Annotated in this window: 15 protein-coding genes and 5 tRNA genes; all 20 read left to right on the top strand. The window is 36.5% G+C overall.

Translation table 11 applies throughout. The features are described from left to right. Window positions 1–319 precede the first annotated feature (319 nt). The 20 genes from trxA to CQA62_RS04325 all read left to right on the top strand — a co-directional run bounded on the left by trxA (window position 320) and on the right by CQA62_RS04325 (window position 19,221). Window positions 320–637, top strand: a complete 318-nt coding sequence (gene trxA, locus CQA62_RS04420; RefSeq protein WP_104724719.1) for a thioredoxin — start codon at window positions 320–322, stop codon at window positions 635–637. Window positions 638–724: 87 nt separating this feature from the next. Beyond that, entirely contained in the window at window positions 725–1,654 is a 930-nt protein-coding gene (trxB, locus tag CQA62_RS04415) for a thioredoxin-disulfide reductase (RefSeq protein WP_104724718.1), read from the top strand. After that, on the top strand, window positions 1,654–2,415 hold the full coding sequence (dapB, locus tag CQA62_RS04410) for a 4-hydroxy-tetrahydrodipicolinate reductase (protein ID WP_104724717.1): 762 nt from the start codon (window positions 1,654–1,656) through the stop codon (window positions 2,413–2,415). Before trxB ends, dapB begins: the two co-directional genes overlap by 1 nt. Window positions 2,416–2,426: 11 nt before the next feature. Beyond that, a complete protein-coding gene (gene purF / locus CQA62_RS04405) occupies window positions 2,427–3,809 on the top strand; it encodes an amidophosphoribosyltransferase (RefSeq protein ID WP_104724716.1) in 1,383 nt (460 codons plus the stop codon). After that, window positions 3,806–4,771 (top strand): tRNA modification radical SAM protein MnmL/YtqA, encoded by a 966-nt coding sequence (mnmL, locus tag CQA62_RS04400; protein ID WP_104724715.1) that lies wholly within the window; start codon window positions 3,806–3,808, stop codon window positions 4,769–4,771. Before purF ends, mnmL begins: the two co-directional genes overlap by 4 nt. Beyond that, window positions 4,761–5,462 (top strand): MnmC family methyltransferase, encoded by a 702-nt coding sequence (locus CQA62_RS04395; RefSeq protein WP_158653694.1) that lies wholly within the window; start codon window positions 4,761–4,763, stop codon window positions 5,460–5,462. Before mnmL ends, CQA62_RS04395 begins: the two co-directional genes overlap by 11 nt. Before the next feature lie 55 nt (window positions 5,463–5,517). Next, window positions 5,518–5,593 (top strand) — tRNA-Thr (locus tag CQA62_RS04390). Window positions 5,594–5,627: 34 nt separating this feature from the next. Then, window positions 5,628–5,712 (top strand) — tRNA-Tyr (locus CQA62_RS04385). A gap of 44 nt (window positions 5,713–5,756) precedes the next feature. Beyond that, window positions 5,757–5,833, top strand: a tRNA-Gly gene (locus CQA62_RS04380). A gap of 67 nt (window positions 5,834–5,900) precedes the next feature. Then, window positions 5,901–5,975: transfer RNA gene (locus CQA62_RS04375), tRNA-Thr, on the top strand. 88 nt (window positions 5,976–6,063) lie between these two features. Next, window positions 6,064–7,263 (top strand): elongation factor Tu, encoded by a 1,200-nt coding sequence (gene tuf / locus CQA62_RS04370; protein ID WP_104724713.1) that lies wholly within the window; start codon window positions 6,064–6,066, stop codon window positions 7,261–7,263. 11 nt (window positions 7,264–7,274) lie between these two features. Continuing rightward, a complete protein-coding gene (gene rpmG, locus CQA62_RS04365; RefSeq protein WP_104724712.1) occupies window positions 7,275–7,433 on the top strand; it encodes a 50S ribosomal protein L33 in 159 nt (52 codons plus the stop codon). Between the two features lie 28 nt (window positions 7,434–7,461). Continuing rightward, window positions 7,462–7,537, top strand: a tRNA-Trp gene (locus CQA62_RS04360). Window positions 7,538–7,560: 23 nt separating this feature from the next. Then, window positions 7,561–7,743 carry a preprotein translocase subunit SecE gene (gene secE / locus CQA62_RS04355; RefSeq protein WP_104724711.1) on the top strand — a complete coding sequence of 61 codons (183 nt, stop codon included), beginning with the start codon at window positions 7,561–7,563 and terminating at the stop codon, window positions 7,741–7,743. 24 nt (window positions 7,744–7,767) lie between these two features. Then, window positions 7,768–8,292, top strand: a complete 525-nt coding sequence (nusG, locus tag CQA62_RS04350) for a transcription termination/antitermination protein NusG (protein WP_104724710.1) — start codon at window positions 7,768–7,770, stop codon at window positions 8,290–8,292. Between the two features lie 20 nt (window positions 8,293–8,312). Beyond that, window positions 8,313–8,738, top strand: a complete 426-nt coding sequence (rplK, locus tag CQA62_RS04345; RefSeq protein ID WP_104724709.1) for a 50S ribosomal protein L11 — start codon at window positions 8,313–8,315, stop codon at window positions 8,736–8,738. A 13-nt stretch (window positions 8,739–8,751) separates the two neighbouring features. Next, the gene (gene rplA, locus CQA62_RS04340) at window positions 8,752–9,456 is read left to right on the top strand and encodes a 50S ribosomal protein L1 (RefSeq protein ID WP_104724708.1); all 705 of its coding nucleotides are present in this window, start codon (window positions 8,752–8,754) and stop codon (window positions 9,454–9,456) included. A 90-nt stretch (window positions 9,457–9,546) separates the two neighbouring features. Beyond that, window positions 9,547–10,029 (top strand): 50S ribosomal protein L10, encoded by a 483-nt coding sequence (gene rplJ / locus CQA62_RS04335; protein ID WP_104724707.1) that lies wholly within the window; start codon window positions 9,547–9,549, stop codon window positions 10,027–10,029. Between the two features lie 15 nt (window positions 10,030–10,044). After that, on the top strand, window positions 10,045–10,425 hold the full coding sequence (gene rplL, locus CQA62_RS04330; RefSeq protein WP_104724706.1) for a 50S ribosomal protein L7/L12: 381 nt from the start codon (window positions 10,045–10,047) through the stop codon (window positions 10,423–10,425). Window positions 10,426–10,569: 144 nt separating this feature from the next. Beyond that, a complete protein-coding gene (locus CQA62_RS04325; protein WP_428839058.1) occupies window positions 10,570–19,221 on the top strand; it encodes a DNA-directed RNA polymerase subunit beta/beta' in 8,652 nt (2,883 codons plus the stop codon). Window positions 19,222–19,247 lie beyond the last annotated feature (26 nt).

The following is a 19,247-nucleotide window of genomic DNA, read 5'->3' as shown; positions in this document are numbered from 1 at the left end:
ATGCAAAATTATCTTAAGGGTAAAGAAATCGAGGATAAGTTTTCTGAAAAGATTACAGCAGGAATGGGAATTAGCTGTTCTGCAAAGAGAGTCTTCTCTTATATTATAGTTTTAATTTTACTTTTATTTCTTATTCACTTTGATCTATTTTTTCTTTATACATATATAGGAGGGATTTTTCTTTCACTTTTTATAACACTTATGATAATTAAGAAAAGATACCTTAAATAATAAAATTTTTCTTTTGTTTGATTACCCCCTATAATATTTTTCTATTGTATAATCCTCTTGATTTTAAAATTACTATAAGGAGTAAATTATGGGTCATTACATTGAACTAACAAAAGAAAATTTTACAGAACACACTCAAAGTGGTGTAGCATTAGTAGATTTTTGGGCACCTTGGTGTGGTCCTTGTCGAATGCTTTCACCTGTTATTGATAAACTTGCAGAAGAGTATGAGGGTAAGGCAAAGATTTGTAAGGTTAACACTGATGAACAAGAAGAACTTTCAAGTCAGTTTGGAATCCGAAGTATTCCTACAATGCTTTTTTTTAAAGATGGTCAGGTTGTAGATCAAATGGTGGGTGCGACTTCTGAACAAGCTCTCAAAGATAAACTTAATGCTCTTCTATAAAAATTATGAGGCTTTTAGCCTCAAATGATACACTCAGTTTATCTTATTTGTATAGGATAAATAATAATTTTTATTAAAGGAGATAAAATGTTAGATTTAGCAATTATTGGTGGAGGTCCAGCAGGTCTAAGTGCAGGATTGTATGCAACAAGAGGTGGTTTAAAAAATGTTACTTTATTTGAAATGGGAATGCCTGGGGGGCAAATTACAGGAAGCAGTGAGATAGAGAATTATCCAGGTGTTGCTCAAATTGTAAGTGGAATGGACTTTATGCAACCTTGGCAAGAGCAATGTTTTCGTTTTGGACTTAAGCATGCAATGAGTGAGGTTAAGCGTGTAAGTAAAAAAGGTGATATTTTTGAGATTATCCAAGCTGATGGAAAGATAGAAGAGGCAAAAAGTGTTATTGTTTGTACAGGTGGAAAACCAAAGCGCAGTGGTGTAAAAGGAGAAAATGAGTTTTGGGGAAAAGGTGTAAGCACTTGTGCAACTTGTGATGGATTTTTTTATAAAAATAAAGAGGTTGTTGTTTTGGGTGGTGGAGATACAGCACTTGAAGAAGCAATCTATCTTTCAAGGATTTGTTCAAAAGTTTATTTAGTGCATCGTCGTGAAGAGTTTAGAGCAGCACCAAGTACAATTGCACATGCTAGAGAGAATGAAAAAATTGAATTTATTACTTCTGCGATTGTTGAGGAAATTGGTGGTGATGCAATGGGTGTAAGTTTTGTGGATATTAAACAAAATGGAGAGATTAGACGGCTTAATGTTATGGGGATTTTCATCTTCGTAGGCTATGAGGTTAATAATTCAGTGTTGAAGCAAGAAGATGGGAGTATGCTTTGTGAGTGTGATGAATGGGGAAGTGTTAAAGTAGACTTGTCGATGAAAACAAATATTAAGGGGCTTTTTGTTGCTGGAGATTTAAGAATTCAAGCTGCTCGCCAAGTTGTTTGTGCTGCAGGTGATGGAGCAACAGCAGCCTTAAGTGTGCTTTCATATTTAGAGGGCCATTGATGTTGAAGGTTGGGCTAGTTGGCTACACTGGCAGGATGGGCCAACTCATTGCCAAACATCTTTTACAAGAGAACGATCTTTGCCTCTCTTGTATCTTTACCCATCAAACTCCTGTTAGCGTATCTGAAGAAATTTTATCCACAAATGATTGGAAGGAATTTTTATCTTCTTGTGATTGCGTAATTGATTTTAGTAATCCTACAGGAACGCTCCATTTGCTTCAAGCACTTTTACATTTTCCTAAGCCTGCAGTCATTGGAACAACAGGATTGCAACAAGAAAAAAAACTTCTTCTTGAAGTAAGTAAGCTTGCTGCAGTTGTTTATGCAACAAATACAAGTCAAGGAATTGCTCTTCTTAATGAACTTGCTTTTTTAGTAGCACAAAAACTTCCAGATGCAGATATTGAAATTAGCGAATTTCATCATCATCGAAAAAAAGATTCTCCAAGTGGAACTGCAATGACCTTGGCAGAATTCTGTGCAAAGGCTAGGGATTTGAATTTAGATCATGTAAGAGTGAGTGGAAGAGATGGTAATATTGGTGAGCGTAAGAAAGAAGAGATTGGTGTAATGAGTTTTAGAGGTGGAGATATTGTAGGGAAGCATACTGTAGGGTTTTACTGCAATGGAGAATATCTAGAGCTTACTCATAATGCCACAAGTCGTGATACCTTTGCTAAAGGAGCTATTAGAGCAATAAAATGGGTTATTGCTCAAAACAATGGACTTTATAGCATGCAAGATGTTTTGAAATTTTAGAAGGAAGTTATTTGAAGCATTGGAATGAAGAATGTGCAGTTGTTGGAGTTTATGGTGTAGAAAATGCAGGTTGGCTTGCATATTATGCTTTATTTGCAATGCAGCATCGAGGGCAAGAAGCTAGTGGAATGAGTGTATTTGATGGAGAGACAATCCTTACGCATAAATCTCAAGGTTTAGTCTCCGAGGTGTTTGATGAAAATATTTTAGGCAATCTTAAAGGACAGATTGCCATTGGACATAATCGTTATGCCACTGCAGGCAGACAATCTAGTTCTGATGCCCAACCTTTGTATGCACGTTGTGCATTAGGAGAGGTTGCAGTTGTGCATAATGGTAATCTTACCAATGCCGCTCGTCTTAGAGAAGAACTCACCAAAGAAGGATCAATTTTTCAAAGCTTTTTGGATACAGAAGTGATTTTACATTTGATTGCAAAGAGTAAGAAAGAGAGTTTTGAGGAATGTATTAAATACAGTGCAGAACAGATTAAAGGTGCATATTGTTTGATTTTTGTTTTATCAAACAAGATGATTGTATTAAGAGATCGCTACGGTCTAAGACCTTTGAGTCTTGGGAAGATTCAAGGAGAAAAGGGGGAGGGGTATATTGTTGCAAGTGAAACTTGTGCATTTGATTTGCTTGGGGCAGAGTATGTAAGAGATATTCAAGCAGGAGAGATGATTGTTTTTGAGAATGGTAAAATGACCTCTACTCAGCTTTTTGCACCCAAAGATTTTAAATGCATTTTTGAATATGTCTATTTTGCACGTCCTGACAGTCAGGTTTTTGGAAAAAATGTTTATTCTATTCGCAAAGCAATGGGTAGAGAACTTGCAAGAGAGTGCAAAATTGATGCAGACATTGTTGTGCCAGTTCCTGATAGTGGAGTTCCATCAGCTTTAGGATACGCCCTAGAGAGTGGAATTGCTTTTGAGCTAGGAATTATTAGAAATCATTATGTAGGAAGAACTTTTATTGAATCTGAGCAAAGTATTCGTGAACTTAAAGTTAAACTTAAGCTTAACCCCATTAGAGAAATTATTGAAGGAAAGAGAGTGATTGTGCTTGACGACTCTATAGTAAGAGGAACTACAAGTCGTCAGATTGTAAAGATCTTAAAAAATGCAGGTGCTAAAGAAGTGCATTTACTGATCTCTTCTCCACCTACGATTTCCCCTTGTTTTTATGGCGTGGATACACCAAGTAAGCAGGAGCTCATTTGTGCAACACATTCTTTAGAGGAAGTACGAAAATATATTCAATCTGATTCTTTGCATTTTTTAAGTCTAGAAGGATTAGCGCGAAGTTTGGGTGGAGGGAATTATTGTCAAGCCTGTTTTGATGGAAAGTATATACAAAATTGTTTTGGAGATAATGAGGGGTTTGAGTGAGGGAGCTTTTAACACTGGGGAGATATTTTAAAAAGACATTTGGAGAGCGTGTAAGAAAGATACCTATTACGCTTGAGGGCTTTACTTGCCCTAATATTGATGGAAAAGTTGCAAGAGGAGGGTGTATTTATTGTTGTAATGAAAGCTTTTCTCCAAGCATAATAAAACTCACGCCCCAGACAAAGAGTGTGAAAATGAACTTCTCACTTGAGCAAAATCCTATTTTGCAAAGACAGATTTTGCAACTTAAGGAGCAGTTTTTTTGGCATACAGATTTTCATAAAGAAAAATTTTCTATAGGAAAATATATGATCTATTTTCAATCTTATACCAATACTTATGCACCACTTTCCACTCTCCAAGCCCTCTATGATGAAGCCTTTTCCTTACCCAATGTTGTAGGAATGAGTATTGGCACAAGAGTAGATAGTGTCAATAGTGAAATTTTGGATTTACTTGAAGGTTATGTTAAAAAAGGTTTTGAGATATGGCTTGAGTATGGAGTGCAATCAGTTTTTCCTCAAACTCTTAAGTTAATTAATCGTGGGGAGGATATGAGCAATGCCTCTAGAATTTTTGAGGAAACAAGAAAAAGAGGGATTAAAGTTTGTGCACATCTCATCTATGGACTTCCAAATGAGAGTAAAAAAATGATCTTAGAGAGTTTGTGCAAAGTATTACAATGGGGGGTGGACGGACTAAAGCTTCACCCTCTTTATGTGGTCGAGGGCACTCAGCTTGCAAAAATGTATAAAAAGGGAGAATACACGCCCATTACTCTAGAGGCTTATGCAGATTTAATTTTAAATTCTATTGAACTCATTCCAGATGATGTGGTATTGCAGCGTATTAGTTCAGGAGCACATCATGACACACTATTAGCACCTAAGTGGTGTTTTGATAAGAATATTCAAATGCGCTACATTAGAGATAAGCTTAGGGAGAGGGGTATTGAGTATTGAGTTAAGTTCTGATGGAAGTTATACACTTTTTAATACAAACTATCAAGAAACCTATCATAGTCTTAGAGATGGTGCAATCAAGGAAACATTATTTAAGCATATTTTTCCTGCTTTTGAATATGCCAACTTTACAGAAAAAATTCGAGTTTTAGATATATGTTTTGGACTAGGCTATAATAGTTTTTTTACTCTTAGACATTTTATTTTTAGAAAGTATTCTCAAACATTGGAAATTTATTCCCCTGAAAAAGATGCCCTATTGCTTAAAGACTTGTTGCATTTTTCCTATCCAAAAGAAATTCACACTTTAGATGGAATTGGGCTTGTAGAGATTTTAAAAGCAATCAATGAAAAAAGGAGATATCAAAAAGATCGTTGGAGTTTAGAGTGTTTTATAGGAGATGCACGGCAATATCTTAAAAATTTTGAGGATCAATTTTTTGATATTGTTTATCAAGATGCTTTTTCATTTTCAAAAAATCCAGAATTATGGAGTGAAGAGTTTTTTACCTTGCTTTATGCAAAGCTTAATGAATATGGGGTGGTGACTACATACTCTCAAAGTAGTACAGTAAGAGATAATGCAAAAAAAGCAGGATTTTATATCTATGAACTTGATCAAGAACATATGCGAAATAGTCGAATTTTTAGTAAAAAAGAGATAAATTGTAAAAATTTGAAGAAAAAATAATCTCTTACTCTTGACTTCTAGTTAGAAAGTCTATACAATACGATTTTTTTGATGTGCTGGTTTAGCTCAGTTGGTAGAGCAGCTGCCTTGTAAGCAGCAGGTCGGGGGTTCAAGTCCCTTAACCAGCTCCAGTTTTTGGTGTTTGACCGGTAATAAGCTATATTTGGTGAGATACTCAAGTGGCCAACGAGGGCAGACTGTAAATCTGCTGACTTTGTCTTCCGTGGTTCGAATCCACGTCTCACCACCACTTTCTAGCCAAGGTGGTAGTCGATTAGCTAGTGTTTGAGAGATGCGGGAATAGCTCAGTTGGCTAGAGCATCAGCCTTCCAAGCTGAGGGTCGCGGGTTCGAGCCCCGTTTCCCGCTCCATATCTGGGAGCCAATCTTCTTTATTTGGAAAATTATCCCATTATATTTATCATTGTCTTTGGAGTTTGCCCATATAGCTCAGGGGCAGAGCACTTCCTTGGTAAGGAAGAGGTCGGCGGTTCAAATCCGCTTATGGGCTCCAGTGAGTGTTAGATGCTTTTGAATTAGCAAGAAAGTGATTTTTTGTTATAATCTCAAGGCATTAAATCTTAATAAGCTTAGGAGTGATTATGGCTAAAGAAAAATTTGTAAAGACTAAACCACATGTAAATGTGGGGACAATCGGTCACGTTGACCATGGTAAAACAACTTTGAGTGCAGCAATTTCTGCTGTTTTGGCAACAAAAGGTTTGGCAGAAATGAAGGATTATGACAATATCGATAATGCACCAGAAGAAAAAGAGAGAGGAATTACAATTGCAACTTCTCACATTGAGTATGAAACAGAAAATAGACACTATGCTCACGTTGACTGTCCAGGGCATGCTGACTATGTTAAAAATATGATTACTGGTGCTGCTCAAATGGATGGAGCAATTCTTGTTGTTTCTGCTGCAGATGGTCCTATGCCACAAACTAGAGAGCACATCCTTCTTTCAAGACAAGTAGGCGTTCCTTATATTGTTGTATTCCTTAATAAGCAAGATATGGTTGATGATGCTGAATTGCTTGAGCTTGTTGAAATGGAAGTAAGAGAATTGCTTAGCAGTTATGATTTCCCAGGAGATGATACTCCTATTGTTGCAGGTTCTGCTCTTAAGGCTCTTGAAGAAGCTAAAGCTGGAAATGTTGGCGAGTGGGGAGAGAAAATCCTTAAATTAATGGCTGAAGTTGATGCTTATATTCCTACTCCTGAGAGAGATACAGAAAAAACTTTCTTGATGCCAGTTGAAGATGTGTTCTCAATTGCTGGAAGAGGAACTGTTGTTACAGGAAGAATTGAAAGAGGTGTTGTAAAAGTTGGTGATGAGGTTGAGATCGTTGGAATTAGAGACACTCAAAAAACAACTGTTACAGGTGTTGAAATGTTCCGAAAAGAACTTGATAAGGGTGAGGCTGGCGATAATGTAGGAGTATTGCTTAGAGGAACTAAAAAAGAAGAAGTTGAAAGAGGTATGGTTCTTTGTAAGCCTGGCTCAATTACACCTCATAAGAAATTTGAAGGTGAAATCTATGTTCTTTCAAAGGATGAGGGTGGAAGACATACACCATTCTTTAATAATTATAGACCACAATTTTATGTTAGAACAACAGATGTGACAGGTGCAATTACATTGCCAGAAGGAACAGAGATGGTTATGCCTGGAGATAATGTAAAAATTACTGTTGAACTCATTAGCCCAATCGCTCTTGAAGAGGGAACACGTTTTGCAATCCGTGAAGGTGGTAGAACAGTGGGTGCAGGTGTTGTAACAAAAATCATTGAATAAATGGATTTATTATGAAAGTAAAAATAGGTCTAAAATGCTCAGAGTGTGGTGATATTAACTATAGCACTACAAAGAATGCTAAAACTAACACTGAAAAGCTGGAGCTCATGAAGTTTTGCCCAAGGCTAAACAAACATACGCTTCACAAAGAGGTAAAGCTTAAAAGCTAAATCTCTTGGGCTTTTGCCCAAAATATATAGGTCAGTAGCTCCAATGGTAGAGCGTCGGTCTCCAAAACCGAATGTTGGGGGTTCGAGTCCCTCCTGGCCTGCCAATTTTAAAATGAGATGCTAAAAGATGATAAAGAAAATTATTAATTACTATCATAGTGTTAAAGAAGAGTTATGGAAAGTTATTTTTCCTACAAAGCAACAGCTTAAAATGGCTTTTATTGCTGTAGTTATTGTTGTTAGCGTTGTAACACTATTTTTGGCTTTAGTAGATTTTGTTTTATCAAACTCTGTGGCGAGCATTTTGTAGAATTTTACTTAAGAGAGGTGTAGTTTGGATTGGTATGCTATACAAACTTACTCGGGAAGTGAGCAATCTGTAAAGAGAGCAATTCAGAATCTTTTCCGTGAAAGCAATATGCAATCAAGATTGCAAGAGATTGTTGTTCCAACGGAAGATATTATTGAAATGAAGAATAGTAAAAAAAGAGTAGTTGAGCGAAGTCTTTATCCTGGATATGTTTTTATCAAGGTGGACCTTGACACGAAATTGTGGCACATGATTCAGTCTTTGCCTCGAGTCGGACGCTTTATTGGTGAGAGTAAAAAACCTACGCCTCTAACAGAATCTGATATTAAGAATATTCTAGAGAAGGTTGAAAATAGGGCAGCACCTAAGCCAAAAATATTCTTTGATACAGGTGAAGTTGTACGCATTGTTGAAGGACCATTTGCAAACTTCACAGGGATTGTTGAGGAATATGATATGGAGCATGAAAAACTCAAACTCAATGTGTCAATTTTTGGGAGAAATACGCCTGTAGAAATTTTGTATTCCCAAGTTGAGAAAATTATTTAAATTTTACAGAGGAGAAAGATATGGCAAAAAAAGTTGTCGGTGAATTAAAACTTCAAATTCCTGCAGGAAAGGCAAATCCATCTCCACCTGTTGGTCCAGCTTTGGGTCAAAGAGGTGTGAATATTATGGAATTTTGTAAAGCTTTTAATGAGAAAACTAAGGATATGGGAGATTTTAATATTCCCGTAATTATTACAGTTTATCAAGACAAGAGTTTTAGTTTTATTACAAAGAAGCCACCAGTGACTGATTTGATTAAAAAAGCAATCAAGCTTCAGAAGGGATCAGATAATCCTTTGAAAAATAAAGTGGGTAAATTAAGTCATGCTCAACTTGAAGAAATTGCTAAGACAAAAATGGAAGACCTCAATACAAAGGACATTGAAGCAGCAAAGAAAATTGTTGCTGGAAGTGCTCGAAGTATGGGCGTTGAGATCGTGGATTAAGGAGTAGATAGCTATGGCAAAAAAAGTATCAAAAAGATTGCAAAACCTTTGTACAAAGGTAGATGCAACTAAAGTTTATGATGTAGAAAGTGGTGTAGCAACTCTTAAAACTCTTGCATCAACAAAATTTGACGAGACAGTTGAAATTGCATTAAGACTTGGTGTTGATCCACGACATGCTGATCAAATGATACGTGGTGCTGTTGTCTTGCCTCATGGAACAGGAAGAACTGTAAGAGTTGCTGTATTTGCAAAAGGAATTAAAGCTGATGAGGCTAGAAGTGCTGGAGCAGATATTGTAGGCGATGAAGATTTGGCCGAAGAGATTAAGAATGGAAATACAAATTTTGATATGGTCATTGCAACACCTGATATGATGGCTTTGGTCGGAAAAGTGGGAAGAATTCTTGGCCCAAAAGGTTTGATGCCAAATCCAAAAACAGGCACTGTTACAATGGATATTCAAAAAGCTGTTTTAAATGCAAAGAGCGGGCAAGTTAATTTCCGTGTTGATAAAAAAGGAAATATTCATGCCCCTATTGGTAAGGCAAGCTTTGAAACAGATAAGATTAAAGAGAATATGTTAGAATTTGTTCGTGCAGTTAATCGATTAAAACCTGCAAGTGCAAAAGGAAAGTATATAAAAAATAGTACATTGTCTCTGACAATGAGTCCTGCAGTAAAAATTGATTCACAAGAGTTATTGGAAGTAAAGTAATCCTTTCTTCCATTTATCTTAGACTAAGACTATTGGAGCTTTTTTGGCTTAATTTTTCCAATATATGTTTAAGTCTGAAAGGAGAAGAAGATGACCAAACAAGAGAAAGTTGAAATTGTTGAGTTTTTGAAGTCAGAATTTACTCAATCTTGTGCAATTATTGTTTGTGATTACAAGGGCATTAAGACAAAGCAGCTTGAAAATCTTAGAAATAATTCAAGAGCTTTGGGAATTAAAGTTCAAGTCATTAAAAATAAACTTGCAAAGATTGCTTTAGATGATGCACAACTTCCAGAAAATCAGCTTAAAGATACAAATATCTTTATTTGGGGTGATGATCAAATTGCATTATCAAAGGTTGTTTGCAAATTCGCATCAGATCATAAAGATCAATTCGCACCCAAATTTGGATACTTTGATAAAGAACTTGTCGATGTAAAACACATTGAAGCAATTTCTAAGCTTCCAAGTAAAGAAGAGCTTATTGGTATGTTGTTGTCTGTATGGACTGCACCTGCTCGATACTTTGTTACTGGGCTTGATAATCTTAGAAAACAAAAAGAAGAACAATAAAATAAGGAGTTTAAAATGGCAATTACAAAAGAAGATGTATTAGAGTATATCAGTAATCTTTCAGTTCTAGAGCTTTCTGAGCTTGTAAAAGAATTTGAAGAGAAATTTGGTGTATCTGCTGCACCTACAGTCGTAGCTGGTGCTGGTGCTGTGGCTGGTGGAGCTGCTGGTGGAGCTGAAGAGAAAACTGAGTTTAATGTTGTGCTTGTTGATGGTGGCGCTAATAAGATTAATGCAATTAAGGCTGTAAGAGAACTTACAGGTCTTGGACTTAAGGAAGCAAAAGAAGCAGTAGAGCAAACACCTTATACAATTAAAGAAGGTGCTAGCAAAGATGATGCTGAGGCAATGAAGAAAAAACTTGAAGAAGCTGGTGCTAAAGTAGAAATCAAGTAATTCTTGTTTAAAATAATCTAAAAAATGCTCCTAGAAAACTCTAGGGGCATTTTGTATTTATAAAAATAAGTCTCTAAGTAAGGTTCTTAGAGGGACTTTATTTAGAGTGCTTTACTCTTTGAAATCAACATTTGAGGACAAATAATGCCAATGAAAAACGATTTAAAAAGCAGACTTCGCGTCGATTTCACTAAAAATCCACAAAATTTAGATGTTCCTAATTTGCTTCTTCTCCAACGAGACAGCTACGATTCCTTTCTTTCAACTGATGGTTCAAGTGATAGTGGAATTGAAAAAGTCTTTCGTTCTATTTTTCCTATCCAAGATGCACAAAATCGTGTAACTTTAGAGTATATAGGTTGTGAATTTGGTAAACCCAAATACACCGCAACAGAAGCGATGGTAAGAGGAATTACCTACTCTATTCCACTCAAGATTAAAGTACGCCTTGTACTTTGGGATAAAGATGAAAAAACAGGAGAGAAAATTGGAGTAAAGGATATTAAGGAGCAAAGTATCCATATTCGTGAGATTCCTTTAATGACCGATCGAACATCTTTTATCATTAATGGTGTTGAGAGGGTTGTAGTCAATCAATTGTACAGAAGTCCTGGTGTGATCTTTAAAGAAGAAGAGTCTAATACTGCTTCAAATAAACTTATTTATACAGGGCAAATTATTCCTGATCGTGGTTCTTGGCTTTATTTTGAGCATGATGCAAAAGACATTCTTTTTGCTCGAATTAATAAGCGAAGAAAAGTTCCCGTTACTATTGTTTTTCGTGCGATGGGATACAGTAAACAAGATATTCTCAAAATGTTCTATTCCTATTTAACAATTAAACAAAAGGGTGATAAATACCTTACAAGATTTAAGCCTGAGAATTTTGATGGACGTTTAGAATTCGATCTTAAAGATGAAAATGGCAAAGTTCTTTTACAAGCCAATAAGCGCTTGAGTGCAAAAAAAGCAAAACAGCTTCAAGATGAGGGATTGGAGTGGATTGAATATCCAACAGAGATTTTGCTTAATCGTTGTTTGGCAGAACCTATTATTGATACTCAAAGTGGAGAAGTTGTATTTGATGTACTGACTACTCTTGATGAAGTCAAACTTAAAAAAATACAAGAACTCAATATCAAAGAATTCCAAATTGCAAATGATTTAGCAAATGGTTCTGATCGATCAATTATTAATTCTTTCTTTGCAGATGCAGAATCTCTCAAGCTTCTTAAACAAACAGAGAAAATTGAAGATGAAAATGATCTTGCAGCAATTAGGATCTATAAAGTTATGCGACCTGGTGAACCTGTAACAAAAGAGGTTGCAAAAGCTTTTGTTCGTCAGCTCTTCTTTGATCCCGAGAGATATGATCTTACACGTGTGGGGAGAATGAAGATGAATCATAAATTAGGACTTAATGTCCCAGATTATGTAACTGTTCTTACACATGAAGATATTTTTGAGAGTGTAAAATATTTGATTAAAGTTAGAAATGGTCAAGGACGCATTGATGATAGGGATCACTTAGGCAATAGAAGAATTAGAGCCATTGGAGAACTTTTGGCAAATGAGCTTCATGTAGGGCTTGTAAAAATGCAAAAAGCTATTCGTGATAAGCTGACAACAATGAGTGGCCAATTTGACACCATTATGCCTCATGATCTGATTAACTCCAAAATGATCACAAGTACAATTATGGAGTTCTTTACAGGGGGGCAACTCTCACAGTTTATGGATCAAACTAATCCGCTTTCAGAGGTTACACATAAAAGGAGACTTTCTGCTCTTGGAGAGGGGGGACTTGTGAAAGAGCGTGTTGGATTTGAAGCAAGAGATGTTCACCCAACCCATTATGGAAGAATTTGTCCAATTGAAACTCCAGAGGGTCAAAATATTGGTTTGATTAATACTCTTTCAACATTTACTCGTGTCAATAAGCTTGGCTTTATTGAAGCACCTTATAAGAAAGTCAATAATGGAGTAGTCAGTGATGAAATTGTATACTTAACAGCCACTCAAGAAGAAGGATTAATCATTGCCCCTGCAAGTACAAAAGTTGATGAGAAAGGCAATATTGTTGAGGACTTGATTGAAGTAAGACAGGATGGAGAGATTATTCTTTGTGAAAAGGGTAAGGTTGATCTTATCGATCTTAGCCCAAGAATGCTTGTAGGTGTTGCCGCATCACTCATTCCTTTCTTAGAACATGATGATGCAAATAGGGCCTTGATGGGTTCAAATATGCAACGACAGGCTGTACCACTTCTTAAACCTGATGCTCCAATGGTAGGAACAGGGATTGAGAAAGTTATTGCTAGGGATTCTTGGGAAGCAATTAAGGCTACTCGTGCAGGTATAGTTGAGAAAATTGATGCAAGAAATATTTATGTTTTGGGTGAAGATGAAAATGGTGCCTTTATTGATCACTATGCATTGCTGAAGAATCTTAGAACCAATCAAAATACTTGTTTCTCTCAACGCCCTATTGTAAATGTTGGGGATAAAGTAGAAGTGGGCCAAGTGATTGCTGATGGTCCAAGTATGGATAAAGGAGAGCTTGCTCTTGGGCAAAATGTTCGTGTAGCCTTTATGCCTTGGAATGGATATAATTTTGAAGATGCGATTGTTGTTAATGAGAAACTCATTAAAGATGATGCTTTCACTTCAATTCATATTTATGAGAAAGAAATTGAGGCTAGAGAACTTAAACATGGTGCAGAGGAGATTACTGCAGATATTCCTGGAGTAAGAGAAGAAGAGATTGCTCATCTTGATAGCAGTGGTGTGGTAAAGATTGGAACTTATGTAAGCTCGGGGATGATTTTGGTTGGAAAAGTTTCTCCAAAAGGGGAAGTTAAACCAACACCTGAGGAGAGATTGCTTAGGGCAATTTTTGGTGAGAAAGCTGGGCATGTTGTGAATAAGTCTCTTTATTGCCCACCTTCACTTGAGGGAACAGTTGTTGATGTAAAGATTTTTACTAAAAAAGGCTATGAGAAAGACGCAAGAGCTATCAGTGCTTATGAGCAAGAAAAATCTGTTCTTGATATTGATCATCATGATAGATTAACAATGCTCAATAAAGAGGAGATGCTTCGCATTACAACAATTCTTTCAAAAGAAAAACTCTCTAGTGCTGCTTCCATCAATGGTAAAGAGTACAAAAAGGGTGATGTAATTGCAAAAGAGGAAATTGCAAATATCAATCGTTTTGCGCTCAATACTTTAATTAAGAGCTACTCTGCAAATATTCAAGCACAGTATGAGCAGATTAAAAATAACTTCCTTGAGCAAAAGAAAACATTAGGAGAGGAACATGAAGAGAAACTTGCAATTCTTGAAAAAGATGATATTTTGCCAAGTGGTGTAGTTAAGCTTGTAAAAATCTATATTGCAACAAAACGAAAGCTTAAGGTCGGAGACAAGATGGCTGGACGCCATGGAAATAAGGGTATTGTTTCAAATATTGTCCCAAGTGTAGATATGCCTTATACGATTGATGGTGAAGCTGTTGATATTGTTCTTAATCCTTTGGGGGTTCCTAGTCGTATGAATATTGGACAAATTCTTGAAGTGCATCTAGGATTAGTTGGAAAAAATCTTGGTCTTCAAATTAATGAAATGATGCAAAATCACACTCAGAATTGGCTTGCAGAAATCAGAGAGAAGATGATTGAAATTATTGACCTAGTTACTCCTAAGAATGCAGAAGGTAAAAAATGGGCCCTTTCACTCAGTGATGAGCAATTGCTTGCTTATGCAAAAGATTGGAGCAAGGGGGTAAAGTTTGCGATTCCAGTCTTTGAAGGAATTGAGCAAGAGAAATTCAATCAACTTTTTGATATGGCAAAGATTAATCTTGATGGAAAATGTGAGCTTTATGATGGAAAAACAGGGGAGAAGATTAAAGAGCGTGTTAATGTAGGTTATATGTATATGCTCAAACTTCATCATCTTGTTGATGAGAAGGTTCATGCAAGAAGTACAGGGCCTTATTCACTTGTAACTCAGCAACCTGTGGGTGGAAAGGCACTCTTTGGAGGTCAAAGATTTGGAGAGATGGAAGTATGGGCACTTGAGGCTTATGGTGCAGCTCATACTCTTAAAGAAATGCTTACAATTAAGTCTGATGATACAGAGGGAAGAGTTAAGGCTTATAAGGCAATTACAAGAGGTGAGGCTGTTGGAGAGTCTGAGATTCCAGAAACTTTCTATGTTCTCTCAAAAGAACTTCAATCTTTGGGTCTTGATGTGAGTGTTTATGGCGATGAGCAAGATGAGGAGGGTAATCCAAAGCCATTGGTGATTAAAGAAGAGGATCGCCCTAAAGATTTTAATGCATTCCAACTTAATCTAGCCAGTCCAGAGAAGATTCTTTCTTGGAGTCATGGTGAGGTTAAAAAGCCAGAAACTATTAATTACAGAACACTTAAGCCCGAGAGAGATGGACTTTTTTGTACCAAGATCTTTGGACCTGTAAGAGATTATGAGTGCTTGTGTGGAAAGTATAAAAAAATGAGATATAAGGGTATTGTATGTGAAAAATGTGGTGTTGAGGTGACAAGTGCAAAGGTAAGACGCTCTAGAATGGGGCATATTGAGCTTGTTGCACCAGTCGCACACATTTGGTATGTAAGCTCATTGCCAAGCCGAATAGGGACATTATTAGGTGTTAAGGTTAAAGATCTTGAGCGTGTGCTTTATTATGAGGCATATATTGTTAAAGAAGCTGGTGAAGCATATTATGATAATGAAAAAACTAAGCCTGTAATGAAATATGATGTTCTGAATGAAGAGCAGTTCCAAAGCATTAACCAACGTTTTGAGATGACAGGGTTTGTTGCTCAAATGGGTGGTGAAGCTGTAAAAGATCTACTTGAAGGCCTAGATCTTGTAGCACTTCTAACTTCTCTTAAAGAAGAGGTGAAAAGCACAAATTCTGAAGCCAAGAAGAAAACAATTATTAAAAGACTTAAGGTGGTTGAGAGTTTCGTAGCTTCAGGAAATCGTCCTGAGTGGATGATGCTTACTATTCTTCCTGTGCTTCCGCCAGATCTTAGACCTCTTGTTGCACTTGATGGTGGAAAATTTGCAGTGAGCGATGTGAATGATCTTTATAGAAAAGTGATCAATAGAAATCAAAGACTTAAGAGATTATTAGAGCTTGATGCACCAGAGATTATTATCAGAAATGAAAAGAGAATGCTTCAAGAAGCTGTTGATGCTCTTTTTGATAATGGTAGAAATGCTAATGCAGTTAAGGGTGCCAATAAACGACCGCTCAAATCACTCTCAGAAATTATTAAAGGAAAACAAGGGCGATTTAGACAAAATCTTCTTGGAAAACGTGTGGATTTCTCAGGAAGAAGTGTCATTGTTGTGGGGCCAAACCTCAGAATGGATCAGTGTGGATTACCAAAAAATATGGCACTTGAGCTCTTTAAGCCACATTTGCTCTCAAAGTTAGAAGAGAAAGGTTATGCAACAACGCTTAAACAAGCCAAGAAAATTATTGAGCAAAAAAGCAATGAAGTTTGGGAGTGCTTGCAAGAAGTTGTTGAGGGTTATCCAGTGTTACTCAACCGTGCTCCAACACTTCATAAACAGTCTATTCAAGCCTTTCATCCAAAACTTATTGATGGAAAGGCAATTCAGCTTCATCCTCTTGTATGTTCTGCATTTAATGCTGACTTTGATGGAGATCAGATGGCTGTTCATGTGCCACTTTCTCAAGAAGCAATTACTGAGTGCAAGATCTTGATGCTTAGCTCAATGAATATCTTGCTTCCTGCAAGCGGTAAAGCTGTTGCAGTGCCTAGTCAAGACATGGTTTTAGGTCTTTATTATCTTTCATTGGGAAGAGATGGCGTAAAGGGCGAGTATAAACTCTTTGGTGGGATTGATGAGATCGTTACTGCAATTGAAATGGGTGAGCTTGATATTAATGCAAAAATTCGTGTCTCTTATGAGCAAAAAATTATTCAAACCACAGCAGGTAGAATGATTTTACGCTCTGTGTTACCTGATTTTGTTCCAACATATTTATGGAATAAGGTGATGAAGAAAAAAGATATTGGAATATTGATTGATTATGTATATAAAGAAGGTGGAATTGGAATTTCTGCGAGTTTCTTAGACAATCTTAAAGATTTAGGATTTAAATATGCAACGAAGGCAGGTGTATCGATTTCTGCTGCAGATATTATTGTTCCAGCCAATAAGCAAAAAGTCATTGAGGTTGCAAAAGCAAAAGTAAAAGAAATTCAAGCACAATTTGAATCAGGTCTTTTAACTGAACAGGAGCGATATAACAAGATTATTGATATCTGGACAGAAACAAATAATTCTATGAGCAAAGAGATGATGAAGCTTGTAGAAAATGATAAAGATGGATTTAACTCCATTTATATGATGGCAGACTCTGGAGCTAGGGGAAGTGCTGCTCAAATTCGTCAGCTTTCAGCAATGCGAGGCTTGATGGCAAAGCCAGATGGAACAATTATTGAAACACCAATTGTTTCAAACTTCAAAGAAGGTCTAAATGTTCTTGAATACTTTACATCAACTCACGGTGCAAGAAAGGGTCTAGCGGATACAGCACTTAAGACTGCAAATGCAGGATATTTGACAAGAAAACTCATTGATGTTTCTCAGAATGTTAAAGTTGTCATGGAGGATTGCGGAACTCACGAAGGTGTTGAAATTACAGATATTAATGTGGGAAGTGAAATGATTGAGCCACTTGAGGAGAGAATCTTTGGGCGTGTGCTTGCAAGAGATGTGATTGACCCAATTACAAATGAGGTGCTTGTGAGTGAAGGGACAATGATCGATGAGGAAATGGCTCAAAAAATTAAAGAAGCAGGATTGAAATCAGTTGTGATTAGAACTCCTGTAACCTGTAAGGCTCAAAAAGGTATTTGTGCAAAATGTTATGGTCTTAATCTTGGTGAAGGAAAAATGGTTAAACCAGGTGAGGCCGTGGGTGTTCTTGCAGCTCAATCTATTGGTGAGCCTGGAACACAGCTTACACTTAGAACATTCCACGTAGGAGGAACAGCTTCAAGAAGTGCGGAAGAGAGACAAATTGTTGCAAATAAAGAAGGATTTATCCGTTATTACAATATTAAAACTTTTAAAAACAAAGAAGGAAAGAGCATTATCTCCAACAGAAGAAATGCTTCAATTTTGGTGGTTGAACCAAAGATTAGGGCACCTTTTGATGGTAAAGTTAGCATTGAGAGTGCTCATAATGAAATCCTTGTAAGCGTTGCTTCTAAGAAAGAAGAAGTAAAATTTAGCTTAAGAAAAGATGATGTAGTTAAAGCCAATGAGCTTGCTGGAATCAGTGGAAAAATTGAGGGTAAAATTTATCTGCCTTATGAGGGTGGAGTCAATGTAAGGGCAGGTGAGAGTATTGTTGATATTATCAAAGATGGTTGGAGTGTACCAAACCGAATCCCTTATGGAAGTGAGCTTGTGATTGAAGACAAGATGCCATTGCCCCAAAATATTGTTTCTCAAGCAAGTGGAATAGTTAGATATTTTACTCTTGAGGTAGATGCACTGAAACGTGCAACAGATGTTAAAGAGGGAACGGTAGTAAAAAATGATGGGCTTTTTGCAGTTGTAATTGATGAGAATGATCGAGAGGCATTTAGATATTACATTGCAAAAGATTCCAAGATTCTTGTAGGAGATGATCAAGAAGTTGCACTTAATGTGATGATTGCTCAGCCAAATAAACAAGATCAGCTTATTGTTGCAAATTGGGATCCTTATACAACACCAGTGATTGCAGAAATTGCCGGTAAGATCTGTTATGAAGATATTATCCCTGGAATTACTGTAGCTGAACAAATTGATGAGAGTACAGGACAAACATCACTTGTTGTGAATGAATATTTCTCAGGAAGTTATAAACCAGCACTTGTTATTGAGTGCAAAGATGGGAGTAAGATTACTTATCACCTTGAGTCTAAGACTTCAATTATGGTTGAAGATGAAAGTCATGTTAATGTGGCAGATATTATTGCAAAAACTCCAAAAGCTCTTGCAAAGTCAAGAGATATCACCGGAGGTCTTCCACGAGTATCTGAACTCTTTGAAGCAAGGAAGCCAAAAGATATGGCAATTCTTTCTGAACTTGATGGTATTGTGACATTTGGTAAGCCTGTAAGAGGAAAAGAAAAGCTCATCGTAACTTCTGAGGATGGAAGAGTGTGTGAGTATTTGGTCGATAAAAACAAAAGAATTTTGGTTCACCAAAATGAATTTATTCATGCAGGTGAAGCAATGACAGATGGAGTTGTAAGTAGTCATGATATTTTAAGAATTAGTGGTGAGAAAGAACTTCATAAATATATTATTAGTGAAGTCCAGCAAGTTTATCGCCGACAAGGAGTAAGTATTGCAGATAAGCATATTGAGATTATTGTTTCTCAAATGCTCAGACAAGTTAAAATTATTGATAGCGGTGATACTAAGTTTATTGAAGGTGATTTGATTTCTAAGCGTCATTTTAAAGAAGAAAATGAAAAAATTCAAAGACTTGGTGGTGCCCCAGCTATTGCTGAGCCTATTTTATTAGGGATTACAAGAGCAGCTGTTGGAAGCGATAGTATTATTTCTGCCGCATCATTCCAAGAAACAACAAAAGTTCTTACAGAAGCATCAATTGCTGCAAAAACAGATCATTTAGAAGATCTCAAAGAGAATGTTGTTTTAGGAAGAATGATTCCTGTTGGAACAGGGCTTTATAAAGATAAGAAGTTTAAAATCCAGATTGGATAAATTTATATGAGGAAAATGCCTCATAT

This window comes from Helicobacter cholecystus, from assembly GCF_003364215.1.
In the GTDB taxonomy this organism is placed as follows: domain Bacteria; phylum Campylobacterota; class Campylobacteria; order Campylobacterales; family Helicobacteraceae; genus Helicobacter_G; species Helicobacter_G cholecystus.
This window is presented reverse-complemented; position numbering and strand designations above follow the sequence as displayed.

Excerpts from the sequence above, each read along its gene's own strand:
- rplK (WP_104724709.1), top strand. The coding sequence starts at position 8,313 with ATGGCAAAAAAAGTTGTCGGTGAATTAAAACTTCAAATTCCTGCAGGA.
- rpmG (WP_104724712.1), top strand. The coding sequence starts at position 7,275 with ATGAAAGTAAAAATAGGTCTAAAATGCTCAGAGTGTGGTGATATTAAC.
- tuf (WP_104724713.1), top strand. The coding sequence starts at position 6,064 with ATGGCTAAAGAAAAATTTGTAAAGACTAAACCACATGTAAATGTGGGG.
- trxB (WP_104724718.1), top strand. The coding sequence starts at position 725 with ATGTTAGATTTAGCAATTATTGGTGGAGGTCCAGCAGGTCTAAGTGCA.
- rplA (WP_104724708.1), top strand. The coding sequence starts at position 8,752 with ATGGCAAAAAAAGTATCAAAAAGATTGCAAAACCTTTGTACAAAGGTA.
- CQA62_RS04325 (WP_428839058.1), top strand. The coding sequence starts at position 10,570 with ATGCCAATGAAAAACGATTTAAAAAGCAGACTTCGCGTCGATTTCACT.
- rplJ (WP_104724707.1), top strand. The coding sequence starts at position 9,547 with ATGACCAAACAAGAGAAAGTTGAAATTGTTGAGTTTTTGAAGTCAGAA.
- dapB (WP_104724717.1), top strand. The coding sequence starts at position 1,654 with ATGTTGAAGGTTGGGCTAGTTGGCTACACTGGCAGGATGGGCCAACTC.
- secE (WP_104724711.1), top strand. The coding sequence starts at position 7,561 with ATGATAAAGAAAATTATTAATTACTATCATAGTGTTAAAGAAGAGTTA.
- trxA (WP_104724719.1), top strand. The coding sequence starts at position 320 with ATGGGTCATTACATTGAACTAACAAAAGAAAATTTTACAGAACACACT.
- rplL (WP_104724706.1), top strand. The coding sequence starts at position 10,045 with ATGGCAATTACAAAAGAAGATGTATTAGAGTATATCAGTAATCTTTCA.